Raw genomic sequence first — 15,505 nt, 5'->3', positions numbered from 1 at the left:
CAGCAAAAATTCCGATCACGGCGACAAGGAAATCCAATCATGATCGTGTGACAATCGACGGCGCTCCCAAAGGACATTCCGGCTTGTCGGGCGCCACGCGCGGGCGCGGGGCGAGCTTAAGCCGGGCAGGCGTGTCACCGCAAGCCTGAAGCGGGGCCGGCGCGCCGGTGCGTTTGGCGCCGTGCCGCCCGCCTAGATCTCGATGAAGCCCCGCCTTGCCGCGATCGCCACGGCGTGCGTGCGATCGGATGCTTCCAGCTTGGCGAAGATGCTTTTCATATGCGCCTTCACGGTGTCCTCGGATATCGAAAGCTGCCACGCGATCTGCTTGTTGGCGTTGCCCCCGGCCGCGAGTTGCAGGACGGAAATTTCGCGCTCGCTCAGTTCCTCGTCGCCGATATGCGCGGCGATCTTGCAGGCGATCTCCGGCGGAATCCGCCGCTGCCCGGCATGCACCGCGCGGATCGTATCGAGCAGTTCGCGCCGCACCGCATTTTTCAGCAGATAGCCGACCGCCCCGGCCTTGAGCGCGCGGACCGCCTTGGCCTCGTCGGCATAGGTGGTGAGCACGATGATGCGTGCGGTGGCGAACTCGGCCCGGATCGCCCGGATCGCTTCATGGCCGCCGCCATCGGGCATTTGCAGGTCCATCAACGTCACGTCGGGCCGGAAACGGCGGAAATGATCGAGCGCTTCTTTGCCGTCGGCCGCTTCGGCGATCAGCTCGATATCGGGCTGCGGGCGGATCAGCGCGGCAAGGCCATCGCGCAGCAGCGGATGATCATCCACCGTCATCAGGCGGATCGGGGCGATGGAGGTCGGCGGCAGCATCAATCAATCCTCACCCGGCATCCATCGCCGGAACAGGCCCTTTCGCGGGCGTCGTTCCGCACCATAAGCGATCGACGCCGGCACGGTGAGCGTTACCTGCGTCCCGCCGCCCGGCCGGCTGGCGATCGAGAAATCGGCGCGGATCACCGCCGCCCGTTCGCGCATTCCGGTCATGCCGAAATGGTTGCGGCGGCCGCCGGCGATCATATCGGCACTGATGCCAATGCCGTTGTCGGCAATCTGCAACAGCAGTTCGCGGGCATGATAGACGATGTTCACCTCGATCTTCGTCGCCCGCGCATGGCGGATCGCGTTGAGGATCGCCTCGTCGCCGATGCCGGTGATTTCCGCGCGCACGACGGGGTGGAGGGTGCGCGGCTGTCCTTCGGTGATGACCCGGAAGGCCGATGCCCCCGGCGACCCGCTTTGCGCGGCGGTGTTCGCGAAATGCTGGGCCAGATCGTCGTCATCGCTGCCGCTGCGCAGATCGCGAACCCGGTCGCGCCCGTCGGCCAAGGCGGCATCGGCGAGGTCCAGCGCCTGCTCCAGATCGGTCCGCGCCGCGCTCGATGGCGGAAGCCGGTCGATCGCGGACTGGAAGCGATAGACGAGACCCTGAAAGCCCTGCAGCAATGTATCGTGGAGTTCGCGGGCGATGCGTTCGCGTTCGCGCAGGCGCTCCTCCAGCTGTCCGCGAATGCGCGACGCCAACTGGCGCATGCGCAGCGAATAGAGCAGCCAGCCGGCGGCGAGCAGCAGGCCGGCGATGATGATCTTGAACCACATGCTCTGGCCGAAGGTGGGCGGAATGACGAAATCGAGCGTCGCGCCTCGTCTGTTCCAGACACCGTCATTGTTCGCGGCAAGGACGCGGAAGCGATATTGGCCCGGGCCGAGGCCGGTATAGAAGGCCTGCCGCCTCTGGCCGGGATCGACCCATCCGCCGTCGACCGTTTCGAGCTGGTAGCGGAAGCGGACGCGTTCGGGGATCGACAGGCTGAGCGCCGTATAGTCGATCTGCAGGCTCCGCGTGCCGGCCGGCAGCGCGATCATGGCGGAGGCCGGATAGGCCCGGCCAGCCGCGACGAGCCGGGTGATCGATACCGGCGGCGGCAGGGGATTGCGCATCAGCCGGCGCGGATCGATCCACGCGATGCCATGGCTGGTGACCAGCCAGAGCCGGCCGTCCTTCGTGGTGAGCGCGGTTGGCGTATTGGCATCCTGCTGGGCCACGCCGGGCAGCCCGTCATCCAGATCGAGCAGCGTCGCGCGCAGCGGGCGGGCGGGATCGGCGAAGGCGGCGGCAAGGGCGGCGGATTCGATGCGCACGACACCCTCGATCCCGTTCAGCCATAGGGCGCCGTCCACGCCCCGGCTGATGCCCGACAGACGGCTCAACAGCGGATGGCGTTCCGATCGCAATGTGCGAAAGCGGTTGCCGTCGAATCGTGCAAGGCCGAAATCGCCCAGCGCGTAGATGTCGTCGCCGATCGCGGCGATCAGCTCGACACCGCCCACGTCCAGCCCCTCACGCCGGGCGAAGCGCGTCTGGCGCGCGCCATCGATCATCAGCAGGTGGTCTTCATAATTCAGCCAGAGACGGTGCTTGCTGTCGGCCGCCATCTGCACCGGCGCTTCGCTTAGCGTGCCGAGCGGCGCTGGCGCGCGCGACCATGTGGCGCCGTGCCGGCAGAAGACGCCCTGACCGGGCATGGAGGCGCAAAGCCGCCCATCGGCCAGTTCGATCCAGCCGGCGACACCGCCTTTGGCGCCGCCGGGCAATGCCACCGGCTGGAAACGGGCGCTGTCGAGCTGGGCGATGCCATGTTCGAAACCGGCCCAGACCATGCCGGAACGATCGACGTGGAGCGACCGTGGAATAGCGTCAAACCGTGCGATCGCATCCGCCGGCCGATCGGCATAAGCGCGAAACAGGGTGTCGCCGGTCAGCACATAGACGGCGCCATCCCGTTCGGCCGCGATCTGGAAGCCCTGTCGCGATGTCGGCGGCAGGCCGGGCGCGGCGACGGCATTCGCCTCGCGAAAGCGATCGAGGCCGAGATTGGTGCCGATCCAGATATTGCCTTCGCGATCCTCCAGCAGCGGATTGGCGATGTTGGAACTCAGCCCTTCGCTCAGCGTGAAACGTTCGACAGGATCGCGGTGCGCAGACGGCTTCGCGCTGCCGATGCGGAAGATTCCGCCCTTGCTGCGCGCGCCCCACAGCACATTGTCACGATCGATGAGAATCTTTTCGCCGCTGGGTTCGATGGCGGGCGGCACCGGCCCGATCCCCGCGCGGCCCGTTCCGCGTGGTTGCAGGTGTTCGGCGATGGCATGGATGGGGTGGGGCGCGCCGGGGGACAGCCAGATGCGCCCGTCGCGCGCCTGAACGATGCGCGCGCGCTGGGATATTGCCTCGGCCGTCCGCTCGAAGCGCGGCGCGCCCGGCCGGCGCACCCACAGCCAGCCGCCCGTCGCCGCCCAGATCGCGCCGTCATGCGCGGCGAGGACGCTGGAAACGCTGCCGGGCGGAAGGCCGGCGTTCGCGCCGACGACGGTCCAGCGATCGTCTGAAAAATGCGCAAGCCCGCCCTGCCGACCGGCCAGCGCCGCCCAGACGCCGCCGTTCCTGTCGCCCGCGATCTGGAGCACCGATACGCCGGGTGCGCCGGGCGTGAATGTTTTCAGCCGCCCGCGCCGCAGGCGCGATATCTGGCCCGCTTCGAAACCGATCCACAGATCGCCACGGACATCGGCGAACAGCGCGTTGACGTTGGCCGATGGCAGGCGATCGCCCGCCAGCGGCCGGAATTTTTCGAACCGCACGCCATCGAAGCGATAGAGGCCGGCGCCCGTGCCCAGCCAGAGATAGCCGTCGCTCGATTGCGCCAGCGCCCAGATATCGGGGGGCGCGCCGTCAGCGATGGTCCACGCGCTATGATGAAGCTGGCCGATGCCGCGCGCGGGGTCGAGGGCATGCGCCGGCGTGCCCGCCAGAAGCAGCGACGCGCCGATCATCCCGCTGATCGCCCCCAGGCATGATCGTCCGCCTCCACCCATCGCCTTGTCCTACTTTTCCTCCCGCTTCGTGTCGATTGGACGCGGCGATGCATCGGCGGCTGGCCTCGCGCAAACCCGAAAGGGGGATCGCGCGCCTACACCATCCGGCGTGGCGAAGGCGGGGCGACCTCCATAGCCTTGATGCGTGACGAAGAGCTTCTTCCAATATCCGACAGGCACGGTGGGATGGGCGCTTTTGCTCCTCCGCTGCTCGGTCGCGGCCGCGCTTGCGGCAGGGGCGGCCATCAGCGCCGTGCCCTGGATCGAGGCGCCCGTCTTACTGGTGGCGGCGGCGCTGATCCTGGGCGTGCTGACCCGCGCCGCAGGCCTCGCCGGCCTTGTCGCGGCCGGGCTGATCGGCGCGGAGATCGGTGGAACGGCGGGGCTTGCCGTGGGGTTGCACGGCATCGCCGCGCTCGCGCTCTCGATGATCGGGGCGGGGGGATATTCGATCGACGCGCGGCGGTTCGGCCGCCGGGTGATCACGCTTGATTAGGGCGCCGGGGCGAAGGCCGGTGGCGCCGCAATGGAACGCACATGACGGGCAGGCCGGCCGCGCCGGCTTCAGCAAGGAGATGCTTCGATGAGCCAGGATTTCGTCACCACCCGCGACGGCGTCGCCATCTTCTACAAGGATTGGGGCCCCAAGTCCGCGCCGCCCATCGTCTTTCACCATGGCTGGCCGCTGTCGGCGGACGACTGGGACAATCAGATGATGTTCTTCCTGCTGCAGGGATATCGCGTCATCGCCCATGACCGGCGTGGCCACGGCCGATCGACCCAGACCGATCTGGGCAACGAGATGGACACCTATGCCGCCGATGTCGCGGCGCTGACCGATCTTCTCGACCTGAAGGGCGCCGTCCATATCGGCCATTCAACCGGCGGTGGCGAGGTTGCGCGCTATGTGGCGCGGGCCACGCCGGGGCGCGTTGCCAAAGCCGTGCTGATCGGCGCGGTGCCGCCGATCATGCTGAAGACGCCGGCCAATCCCGGCGGCTTGCCGATCGAGGTGTTCGATGGTTTCCGCGCCGCGCTGGTCGCCAACCGTGCCCAGTTCTTCCTCGATGTGCCGTCGGGGCCGTTCTACGGCTTCAACCGCCCCGGGGCCCAGGTGAGCCAGGGCGTCATCGAAAATTGGTGGCGGCAGGGCATGATGGGCGGCGCGAAGGCCCATTATGATTGCATCAAGGCCTTTTCGGAAACCGACTTCACCGAGGATCTGAAGGCGATCACGGTGCCGACGCTGGTGATGCACGGCGATGACGATCAGATCGTCCCCTACGCCGATTCCGCGCCGCTCGCTGCCGCGCTGCTCAAGCACGGTACGCTCAAGACCTACAAGGGCCTGCCGCACGGCATGTGCACCACGCATCCCGAGATCATCAACGCCGACCTTCTCGCCTTCATCAAGTCCTGAACAGGAACAACGACATGACCGATCCCAGGCTCGAACTGCTCTTGCCCGCCAATTGCCAGCTGATCTTCATCGATCAGCAGCCCCAGATGGCGTTCGGCGTCCAGTCGATCGACCGGCAGGCCCTGAAGAACAATGTCGTCGCGCTGGCCAAGGCGGCGAAGCTGTTCGGCATCCCGACGACGATCACGACCGTCGAGACGCTCGGCTTTTCCGGCCACACTTATCCCGAACTGCTCGCGGTTTTCCCCGATCACCCGATCCTTGAACGGACGTCGATGAACAGCTGGGATGACCAGAAGGTGCGCGATGCGCTGGCCGGCAACGGCCGCAAGAAGCTGGTCGTTTCCGGCCTGTGGACCGAGGTGTGCAACAACAGCTTCGCGCTGTCCGCCATGCTGGAGGGCGGATATGAAATCTACATGGTCGAGGACGCGTCCGGCGGCACCAGCCAGGCTGCGCATGATTATGCGATGCAGCGGATGATCCAGGTGGGCGTCGTGCCGGTCACCTGGCAGCAGGTGATGCTGGAATGGCAGCGCGATTGGGCGCGCAAGGACAGCTATGACGCGGTCATGGCGGTCGTGCGCGAACATAGCGGCGCCTACGGCATGGGCGTCGATTATGCCTATACGATGGTCCATGGCGCGCAGGAGCGCGTGGTCCACGGGCCGCGGCTCGATCCCGTTCCGGCCTGATCGCCAGCCCCGCGCGGGCGCATGACGGAGGCCGTTTATGGCTGACTTCAAATCCTATCTGGTCGCGCTCGGCGTGGGGCTTCTCGTCGGCGGGATCTACGGTTTCCTCAACGTCCGCTCGCCCGCGCCGCCGGTGGTGGCGCTGGTCGGCCTGCTCGGCATCCTCGTCGGCGAACAATTGGTGCCGGTTGCCAAGCGGTTGATGCAGGGACGCGAGGTCGCCGCCGCCTTCATCCGCAATGATTGCGCCGAACATGTGCTGGGCCAGCTGCCATCGGCGGGCAGCCCATGCGCTGGCGCCGAAGCCGTTGAACGGGGGGCGCAGTCATGATCCGGCTCGATCGCCGCCAGACCATCGCCGGCGCCGCCGCGACTGCGATCACCGCACCGCTACTTGCCGCCAAAGGACATGCCGCGCCGATGACCGATCTGATCCTTATCAACGCCAGGATCACCACGCTCGACCGGGCGAATCCGCAGGCGCAGGCGTTCGCGATCCGCGACGGCAAATTCCTGGCGGTGGGCGATGAAGGCGAAGTCCGCGCGGCGGCGGCACCCGATGCGACGGTGGTCGACGCGCGCGGGCGGCGCATGATTCCGGGCCTGATCGACAGCCACATGCACATCATTCGCGGTGGCCTGAACTACAATATGGAACTGCGCTGGGATGGCGTGCCCAGCCTTGCCGAAGCGATGGCGATGCTGAAGCGGCAGGTGGACAGGACACCCGCGCCGCAATGGGTGCGCGTCGTCGGCGGTTTCACCGAACACCAGTTCGCCGAAAAGCGGCTGCCGACCATCGACGAACTGAATGCCGTCGCGCCCGCTACGCCCGTCTTCATCCTCCACCTTTATGATCGCGCGCTGCTGAATGGCGCCGCGCTCAGGGCGGTGGGCTATACCAGGGACACGCCGAACCCGCCGGGCGGCGAAATCGTGCGCGATGCCAAGGGCAATCCCACCGGCCTGCTGCTCGCCCAGCCCAATGCGACGATCCTGTATGCGACGCTGGCCAAGGGGCCGAAGCTGCCGCCCGAGTATCAGGTCAATTCCACCCGCCACTTCATGCGCGAAATGAACCGGCTGGGCGTCACCGGCGTGATCGACGCCGGCGGCGGCTATCAAAATTACCCGGACGATTATGCGATTATCGAGAAGCTGCACGCCGACGGCGAGCTGACGTTACGGATCAGCTACAATCTGTTCACCCAGAAGCCGAAGGAGGAGCTCGCCGATTTCGCCGGTTGGGCGAAGGCGGTGAAGCCCGGCGACGGCGACGACAGCTATCGCCACAATGGCGCGGGCGAGATGCTGGTCTATTCCGCTGCCGATTTCGAGGATTTCCGCGTCGCGCGGCCGGACATGCCACCAAATATGGAAGGCGATCTGGAACCGGTAGTGCGGCTGCTGGTGGAAAACCGCTGGCCGTGGCGATTGCACGCCACCTATGACGAAACGATCGGCCGCGCGCTGGACGTGTTCGAAAAGGTCAACCGCGACATGCCCTTCGATGGGCTGCACTGGTTCTTCGACCATGCCGAAACGATCAGCGACCGCAATATCGATCGGATCGCGGCGCTGGGCGGCGGCATCGCGGTCCAGCACCGCATGGCCTACCAGGGCGAATATTTCGTCGAGCGTTATGGGGCGAAGGCCGCAGAGCGGACGCCGCCGATCAAGCGGATGATGGCGGCCGGCCTGCCGGTGGGCGCCGGCACCGATGCGACGCGTGTCGCCAGCTACAATCCATGGGTCTCGCTGTCCTGGCTGGTAACGTCGCGAACGGTGGGCGGCCTCCGGCTCTACCCGCAGGCCAATCGCCTCGATCGCGAGACGGCGTTGCGGCTGTGGACCGAGGCGAACACCTGGTTTTCCAACGAACAGGGCAAGAAAGGCCAGATCAAGGTTGGGCAACTGGCCGATCTTGCGCTGCTTTCGGACGATTATTTCACCGTGCCGGAAGACGAGATCGCGCATCTGAACGCGGTGCTCACCTTGCTCGGCGGCAAGATCGTCCATGGGGAGGGCGATTTCGCGGCGCTTGGGCCTGCGCTGCCGAAGCCCATGCCCGATTGGTCGCCCGTTGCCACGTTCGGCGGCTATTACCGGCGGCCGGAACAGGCGGCAAAGATGGCATCCGCCTGCGGTTGCGCCAGCGCCTGCAACGTCCACGGGCACGATCATGCGGCGGCATTGGGTGCGAATGTGCCGACCGCCGATGTCCAGACGTTCTGGGGAGCACTGGGCTGCGGTTGCTGGGCGGTCTGAACCATGACGCCGCAATCCATTGCCCGGCTACTGCAGGAACGCCGGTTCGCCACGGGCGCGATCGCGCTGCTCACGCTGCCTTACTGGAGCAGCGGCTTGGCCAAGCTTGCCGATCTGCCGGGCGCGCTGGGCGAAGCGCGCCATTTCGGATTGGAACCCGGCTGGCTGGTCGTCGCCGCCACGATCCTGGTCCAGATCGGCGGGTCGGCGCTGCTCCTGCTGCGGCGTTCGGGCTGGCTGGGGGCAGGGGCATTGGGCGTCTTTACGGCGGCGGCAACGCTGATCGCGCATCCCTTCTGGCGCATCGCCGATCCGGTGGCGCGCTTTCACGAACGGAATATCTTCATTGAACATGCCGGGCTGATCGGGGGGCTGATGCTGGCCGCGATCCTGGCCGAACGGCGCGAAGCATGACGGAAGAGGCCACCCCGTCGCCACTCGCCAGCCGGGTGTTCCGGGCGTTGTGGGTCGCGACCATCGTCTCCAATGTCGGCACCTGGATGCACGATGTCGGCGCCGGCTGGCTGATGACCTCGCTGTCGGCCGAGCCGCTGATGGTGGCGCTGGTGCAGGCGGCAACCACGCTCCCGATGTTCCTGCTGGCGCTGCCCGGTGGCGCGCTGGCCGATATCGTCGATCGGCGCAGGCTGCTGATGGGCGCGCAATTGTTTGCGCTGCTGGCCACTGCTTTGCTTGCGGTGACGACCTTCAGTGGAGGGGTAACGCCCGTGCTGCTGCTGAGCTTTACCTGCGCCATCGCCTGCGGGGCGGCGCTGTCCGCCCCCGCCTTTCAGGCCATCGTGCCGGAACTGGTGCCGCGCGCGGCACTCCAGCAGGCGGTGGCGCTCAACAGCCTGGGCATCAACATCGCGCGCGCCATCGGCCCCGCGCTCGGCGGGCTGGTGATCGCGCTGGCGGGGCCGGCGGCGGTGTTCGCGCTCAATGCGGTGTCCGGCCTCGGCGTCCTGCTCGTCCTTGCCCGCTGGCGCCGGCAACCGGCCGGATCGGGCCTGCCGGCCGAACATTTTCTGGGCGCGCTGCGGGCAGGCGCGCGTTATGCGGCGCGGGCACCGGCACTGCAGGTGGTGCTTGTCCGCAGCATCGGTTTTTTCCTGTTCGCAAGCGCCTTGTGGGCCTTGCTGCCGATCATTGGCCGCCGCGAACTGGGGCTTGGCCCGGCCGCTTATGGCGGGTTGCTGACATTGATGGGGCTGGGGGCGGTGGCGGGCGCGGTGCTCTTGCCCCGGCTGCGCGGCCATGTTTCCGCCAACGGCATCACGGCCGGCGGTTCGCTGCTTTTCGCGGCGGCGATGTTCGGCCTGGGCCATGCGGGCGGCTTCGTCGCGGCGGGCGCCGCGCTGGCCGTCGCCGGCCTCGCGTGGATCGCCATGATGTCCTCGCTCAACGGCGCGGCGCAGATGTCGGCCCCGGCCTGGGTGAAGGCCCGGGCGCTCGCTATCTATCTCGTAACTTTCCAGGGCGCGATGACGGCGGGCTCGATGCTCTGGGGTGCGCTGGCCGGCAAGATCGGCATTCCGGCGACGCTGATGGTCGCCGCGATCGGCATGGCTGCGGTGCTACCTCTGCTCGGCTTTCGCTTTCGGCTGGGTGCGGAAGCCGCGCTCGATCTCTCACCCTCGCTCCATTGGCCAGCGCCGATCGTCGCGGGCGATGCGCCGGCCGATCGCGGCCCGGTGATGGTGACGATCGAATATCGCATCGATCCGGCACGTACGGCGGAATTCCTCGCGGCGATGCAGGACATGCGGCGGATTCGCCGGCGCGATGGCGCGATCCAGTGGCATCTGCTGCAGGACGCCGCGACGCCCGACGTGATCGTCGAAAGCTTCATGCTGGCCAGTTGGCTGGAACATCTGCGCCAGCATGAACGCGTCACCCATGCCGATCGCGAAAATCAGGCGGTGGTAAACGCCTTCCATCTCGGCCCCGAGCCGCCATTGGTGCGCCACCTGATCCAGCCGGCATGATCGGGCGGGCGATCCTCGCCTTCATCGTCGCGTTGCTGTTGCCCCGCGCGGCGGCCGCCCAGGTCGATCAGCTCAACTGGCGCTATGACGAGGACTGGACGGTCCTGCGCGATCGGCAGCAGCGGGATCATTGGTGGCAGGCGGCCAAATATCAGCCGCTCGATGGTGCGGGCGATGCCTATGTCAGCGCCGGGCTGGAGGCGCGTGCGCGCTACGAAGGGTTCGACAACAACCTCTGGGGCGGGGCCGACGCGCCCGACGACGGCTATCTCTGGCTGCGCCTGATGCCGCATGTCGACGTGCATGCCGGCCCGGCGCGGGGCTTCGTCCAGCTTATCGCCGGTTTTGCGCGCGGCGTGGCGGGCGGCGCGGGGCCAGCCGACGAAACCGGGCTGGATCTGTTGCAGGGCTTTGGCGACCTGCGCCTGCCGATCGGCGATCGTGGCGGGCTGACACTGCGTGGCGGGCGCGAACTGGTCGCGCTCGGTTCCGAACGGCTGGTCGGCCTGCGTTACGGCCCCAATATTCCCCAACCCTTCGATGGGGTGCGCGGCATTCTCCAGTCCGGCGACACCCGGATCGATCTGATCCGCCTGCGGCCGGTGGCGATCGGCCGGGGGGATTTCGACGACGAGACGTCGGACGTGAAGCGGCTGACCGGCGTTTATGCGACCACCAGCATCGCCGGTGTCACCGGGCTCGACATTTACATGCTGGATTATCGCAACCGCGCCGCGCGCTTCGTGCAGGGGGTGGCGCCGGAACATCGCCGCAGCATCGGCCTCCGCCTGTTCGGCAAGCGGGGCGATTGGGCGTGGAACTGGGAAGCGGTGCTCCAGCGCGGGCATTTCGGCAACGCGGATATCCGCGCCTGGACGGTGGCGACCGAAACCGCCTACCGCTTCGTCAGGGCCCCGTTGCAGCCGCGTTTCCGGCTGCGCGCCAATATCGCGAGCGGGGACGGCGACCCCGCCGATGATGTGCTCGGCACGTTCAATCCGATGTTCCCCAAGGGCAAATATTTCGGCGAACTCTCGCCCATCGGCCCCTATAACATCATCAACCTGCACCCCAGCCTCGATGCCGATCTCGGCCATGGCGTGGCGGTCGAGCTGTCGGCGGTAGCCTATTGGCGCGCGCGCCGGGGCGATGGGATCTATGATATTCCCGGCCAGTTGATCCGCGCGCCCAACGGCTCCCGCGCGCGCTTCATCGGCACGCAGGCAGAGGCGCTGATCGAATGGCAGGCCAACGAAACATTGTCCTTCGCGGGATCGCTGTCGATCTTCCGGCCGGGCGCGTTCATAGCCGAAACCGGCCCGGCCAAAACGATCCGCATGGCCGGGCTGGAGGTCATGTATCGCTTCTGAGCCCGCGCCCTCCGGCTACCGTCCCACGCTGGCCAGCGCGGATGGCGCTTCCGTCAGCGCCCACATGTCGAGGCCGGTGGGTCGTTGAAACAGGCGCAGGCCGAATTCGGGCAGGATGGCGATCAGATGATCGAAGATGTCCGCCTGAATGCCCTCATAATCGGACCAGGCGGTCGTCGTCGCAAAGGCATAGATTTCCAGCGGCAGGCCATATTCGCCGGGGGCGAGCTGGCGGACCAGCAATGTCTTGTCGTCGGCAATGTCCGGTCGGGCCTGCAGATAAGCGAGCACATAGGCGCGGAAGGTGCCGATATTGGTCAATCGCCGACGATCGACGATGTGGCACCCGGCTTTGCGCCCGTTCCAGCTGCGAATGTCGTTCTGCTTCGTTTCCAGATAATCGCGCAGCAGGCCGAAGCGCGACAGGCTGGCCGTGGCGTCGTCCGAAAGGAACTGCACGCTGTTCTGGTCGATCATCAGTGATCGCTTGATCCGTCGCCCGCCCGATTCCGCCATGCCGCGCCAGTTGCGGAAACTTTCGGTGATCAGCCGGTGGGTGGGGATGGTGGTGATTGTCTTGTCGAAATTCTGGATCTTCACCGTGTGGAGCGCGATGTCGATCACGTCGCCATCGGCGTTGAGCTGCGGCATCTCGATCCAGTCGCCAACGCGCACCATGTCGTTCGAACCGATCTGCACCGATGCGACGAGCGACAGGATGGTATCCTTGAACACCAGCATCAGCACCGCCGCCATCGCGCCCAGCCCGGAAAGCAGCAGCAGCGGCGATTGATCCATCAGCGCGGCGATGATCAGGATCGCGGCCGCGGCATAGACCAAGAGCTTGCCGACCTGCACATAGCCCTTGATCGGACGGCTCACCGCATCGGGGCGCCGTTGGTAAAGTTCGTTGAGCAGGTTGAGCCCGCCACTCAGTGCGATCGCGATCGTCAGGATGATGAACGCGGCGCACAGGCTTTGCACGAAGCCGGCCGCCCAGGCCGGCAGATGGGGCACCGCGCCGATGCCGATCTGGATCACCAGCGCCGGCACGATGTTCGACAGGCGCGCGACGATCGCGCCGATATGGCTTGCCCGGATGTCGAAGGGCAGGTGGCCCAGCACGCGCAGGATCAGGCCGAGCACGATCCGCTTGGCGATCCAGTTGGCGATCCAGCTGATCGTGGCGAGCAGCAGGATGGCGATCCCCGCCTGCATCCAGGGTTGCAGGCTATCGGCGCCGACCAGCGCGTCGATGCCGTGGGATGCCGTATCGAAACCGGGAATCATGGCCGCGTCTCCGTCGCGAAGGGATCGTCACGCAGCGAACGGCCGGCGGTTTCCGGCATGAAGCGCAGCGCCGCCAGCCCGATCATGCAGGCCAGCATCATGTAGAAGGCCGGCATCAGTTCATTGCCGGTGATGGTGATCAGCCCGCTGCCGATCGCGGGTGCCGTGCCCCCGAAGATCGAGGTCGAGACATTGTAGGCGATGGCGAAACCCGCGAAGCGCACCGACGTCGGGAACAGGGCCGGGAAGGTGGCGGAGATCGTCGCTAGCTGCGGCACATAAAGCAGGCCGAGCAGGATGAAGGCGGCGATCGCGCCGGGCAGCCCCGTCGCCATCAGCATGTAGAGCGGGACGACCGCGACGATCAGCCCGATCAGCGACCATCGCCACATCGGCCGGCGGCCGATCCGATCGGAAAGGGCGCCGGCAAAGGGCAGCAGCGCCATCATGAACAGCATGCCGATGATCGGCACGATCAGCGCCTCGTCCGCCGAAAGGCCGATGCGCCGTTGCAAATAGGTCGGCATGTAGCTGAGCAGCGTATAGTTGACGACGTTGAGCGCCACGACCAGCCCGCCGACGACGAGCAGCGGGCGCCAGTGGCGTTGCACCAGCAAAGCGAGCGACGGGCTCGCCGTGCCTGTCTTGTGCTGGTCCAGAAAGACGGGCGTGTCCTCCATCCGCGCGCGCAGATACATGCCGATCAGCCCCATCGGCGCGGCGACCAGAAAGGGAATGCGCCAGCCCCATTGGTGCATCGCGGCGTCACCCAGCAGCAGCGAGAAACCCAGCATCAGCAGCGCACCGAGCGAGAAACCCGCCAGCGTGCCGAATTCGAGGAAGCTGCCGTAAAAGCCGCGCCGGTCGTCGGGGGCATATTCGGCCATGAAGGTGGCCGCGCCGCCATATTCTCCGCCGGTCGAAAAGCCCTGCACCATGCGCAGCAGGATCAGCAGGATCGGCGCCCACATGCCGATGCTGGCATAATCGGGGATCAGCCCGACGCATAAGGTGGCGCCGGACATCAGCAGGATGGTGAGCGCGAGCACCGATTTGCGGCCCAGCCGATCGCCCATCGGCCCCCAGAACAGGCCGCCGAGCGGCCGGACGAGAAATGAAATGGCAAAGGTCGCCAGCGCGAACAGCACCGCATCGTCGACGTCGCCGGGAAACAGAGCCGCCGAGATATAGGTCACGCCATAAGCGTAGATCCCGTAATCGAACCATTCGGTGGCGTTGCCCAGCGCGGATGCCGTGATCGCCCGGCGCAGCGTGGCATGGTCGGTCGCGGGCCGTGGCGTGGCGGCGGGGGAGCGGGCGAGAGCGGTCATGTGGCTTGTCCTGCGGGCGGATCGCCGTCGGGCGTGTTGGGATCGAGCAGCGATGCCATCGGCGTGGTGCGCGGCACGATCTGGAAGTCCTGCTGGTCGGCGGGCGGCACCGCGTCCGTGGCGGTCTGCCGCCACAGGCCGAAGCCCAGCGCCGCGCCGGCGCATAATGCGATGAACAGGAAAAGCCCGCCGGTGCCCGCCACCGTCATGGCGAAGGCCGCGCCGACCGGGCCGATCGCCGCACCCACCGAATAAAGCAGCACCAATCGCCCGCTTGCGGCGACGCGTTCGGCGGCGAGCAGCCGATCGTTGCAATGGGCGACGCAGAGCGGATAGAGCGCGAAGCTCAACCCGCCGAACAGCGCGCCGAGCGCCAGCAGCGTCAGGCCGCCTTCCGTCAGCAACGCCAGCAGCAGGCTCACAACCAGCGTCGCAGCGAAGCTCAGCACGATCACGCGGCGGCGATCATAGAGATCGGAAAGGCGGCCCAGCGGCCATTGCAATGCGACGCCGCCCAGGATGACGATCGTCATGAAATGCGCGGTGCGCGGCAGATCGAGGCCGAGCCGGCGGACATGGACGGCGGCCAGCCCGTAAAAGGCCCCCAGCATCAACCCCGTGGCCACCGCGCCGGCGACGCCGAGCGGCGAAGCGGCGAGCAGCGCGCGGATCGAAAAGGCGCTGGCTTCGCCGGGGGCGGGGGCGGCGCTGCGGGTCAGGCACAAGGGGATGATCGCCAGCGAAATCAGGATGGACGCGATCTGGAAGGGGATGGCCGGCAGGCTGCCGCTGGCGCCCAGCAGCAATTGCCCGATCGCCTGGCCGGAATAGAGCGCGACCATATATGCGGCGAGCACGCTGCCCCGGCTGTGCGCGTCGGCGCGGTCGTTGAGCCAGCTTTCGAGGCACACGAACACGCCCGCCACGCAGACGCCGTCGATCAGCCGCAGCATCGCCCACAGCAATGGACGATCGAGCAGCACATAAGACAGGGTGCTCGCCGAAAGCAGCGCGACGAAGGCGGCGAAGGCGCGGATATGCCCGACCCGGCGGACGATGCCGCCCGCCCGCAGCGCGCCGATCACCAGCCCCGCGAAATAGCAGGTGGCAACCGCGCCGATCATCATCGTGCTGTTGCCCGCGCGCTCCAGCCGCAGGCTGATCAGCGTTGCTAGAAAGCCGCTGCCCGCCATCAGCATGAAGATGGCGAGCAGCAGGCTTTGGACGGGTTGGACGGCCGACAGCATAA

At 67.0% G+C, this 15,505-nt stretch carries 13 protein-coding genes; 8 read left to right on the top strand and 5 right to left on the bottom strand.

Going from position 1 to position 15,505, the window contains the following annotated elements; all coding sequences use genetic code 11:
* Positions 1-192: 192 nt before the first annotated feature.
* Positions 193-831: a response regulator gene (locus CHB74_RS05560; RefSeq protein WP_089218726.1), complete on the bottom strand. Its 639-nt coding sequence runs from the start codon at positions 829-831 to the stop codon at positions 193-195.
* A gap of 3 nt (positions 832-834) precedes the next feature.
* Positions 835-3,852: a sensor histidine kinase gene (locus tag CHB74_RS05555; RefSeq protein ID WP_179220732.1), complete on the bottom strand. Its 3,018-nt coding sequence runs from the start codon at positions 3,850-3,852 to the stop codon at positions 835-837.
* A gap of 187 nt (positions 3,853-4,039) precedes the next feature.
* Between CHB74_RS05555 and CHB74_RS05550 the strand changes: the two genes are divergently transcribed.
* The 8 genes from CHB74_RS05550 to CHB74_RS05515 all read left to right on the top strand — a co-directional run bounded on the left by CHB74_RS05550 (position 4,040) and on the right by CHB74_RS05515 (position 11,635).
* The gene (locus CHB74_RS05550) at positions 4,040-4,390 is read left to right on the top strand and encodes a hypothetical protein (RefSeq protein WP_089218635.1); all 351 of its coding nucleotides are present in this window, start codon (positions 4,040-4,042) and stop codon (positions 4,388-4,390) included.
* An 87-nt stretch (positions 4,391-4,477) separates the two neighbouring features.
* A complete protein-coding gene (locus CHB74_RS05545; RefSeq protein WP_089218634.1) occupies positions 4,478-5,314 on the top strand; it encodes an alpha/beta fold hydrolase in 837 nt (278 codons plus the stop codon).
* 14 nt (positions 5,315-5,328) lie between these two features.
* A complete protein-coding gene (locus tag CHB74_RS05540) occupies positions 5,329-6,009 on the top strand; it encodes a hydrolase (RefSeq protein WP_089218633.1) in 681 nt (226 codons plus the stop codon).
* A 37-nt stretch (positions 6,010-6,046) separates the two neighbouring features.
* A complete protein-coding gene (locus tag CHB74_RS05535; protein ID WP_089218632.1) occupies positions 6,047-6,340 on the top strand; it encodes a XapX domain-containing protein in 294 nt (97 codons plus the stop codon).
* On the top strand, positions 6,337-8,277 hold the full coding sequence (locus tag CHB74_RS05530) for an amidohydrolase (protein ID WP_089218631.1): 1,941 nt from the start codon (positions 6,337-6,339) through the stop codon (positions 8,275-8,277). The genes CHB74_RS05535 and CHB74_RS05530 overlap by 4 nt, the downstream gene beginning before the upstream one ends.
* A gap of 3 nt (positions 8,278-8,280) precedes the next feature.
* Positions 8,281-8,691: a DoxX family protein gene (locus CHB74_RS05525; protein ID WP_089218630.1), complete on the top strand. Its 411-nt coding sequence runs from the start codon at positions 8,281-8,283 to the stop codon at positions 8,689-8,691.
* Complete coding sequence (locus tag CHB74_RS05520) at positions 8,688-10,265, top strand: MFS transporter (RefSeq protein ID WP_089218629.1); 1,578 nt, start codon at positions 8,688-8,690, stop codon at positions 10,263-10,265. Before CHB74_RS05525 ends, CHB74_RS05520 begins: the two co-directional genes overlap by 4 nt.
* Positions 10,262-11,635, top strand: a complete 1,374-nt coding sequence (locus CHB74_RS05515) for an alginate export family protein (RefSeq protein WP_089218628.1) — start codon at positions 10,262-10,264, stop codon at positions 11,633-11,635. The genes CHB74_RS05520 and CHB74_RS05515 overlap by 4 nt, the downstream gene beginning before the upstream one ends.
* A gap of 15 nt (positions 11,636-11,650) precedes the next feature.
* On the opposite strand, the gene CHB74_RS05510 is transcribed toward CHB74_RS05515, so the two are convergent.
* From CHB74_RS05510 to CHB74_RS05500, 3 genes are read right to left on the bottom strand one after another with little or no spacing between them, the layout of a single operon-like run.
* The gene (locus CHB74_RS05510) at positions 11,651-12,925 is read right to left on the bottom strand and encodes a mechanosensitive ion channel family protein (protein WP_089218627.1); all 1,275 of its coding nucleotides are present in this window, start codon (positions 12,923-12,925) and stop codon (positions 11,651-11,653) included.
* Positions 12,922-14,256 carry an MFS transporter gene (locus CHB74_RS05505; protein WP_089218626.1) on the bottom strand — a complete coding sequence of 445 codons (1,335 nt, stop codon included), beginning with the start codon at positions 14,254-14,256 and terminating at the stop codon, positions 12,922-12,924. The genes CHB74_RS05510 and CHB74_RS05505 overlap by 4 nt, the downstream gene beginning before the upstream one ends.
* The gene (locus CHB74_RS05500; RefSeq protein ID WP_089218625.1) at positions 14,253-15,503 is read right to left on the bottom strand and encodes an MFS transporter; all 1,251 of its coding nucleotides are present in this window, start codon (positions 15,501-15,503) and stop codon (positions 14,253-14,255) included. The genes CHB74_RS05505 and CHB74_RS05500 overlap by 4 nt, the downstream gene beginning before the upstream one ends.
* Between the last annotated feature and the right edge of the window lie 2 nt (positions 15,504-15,505).

The organism is Edaphosphingomonas laterariae, from assembly GCF_900188165.1.
GTDB classification, from domain to species: domain Bacteria; phylum Pseudomonadota; class Alphaproteobacteria; order Sphingomonadales; family Sphingomonadaceae; genus Sphingomonas_E; species Sphingomonas_E laterariae.
Note: the sequence above shows the minus strand (reverse complement) of the source record. Positions and strands in the feature narration are given on the sequence as shown.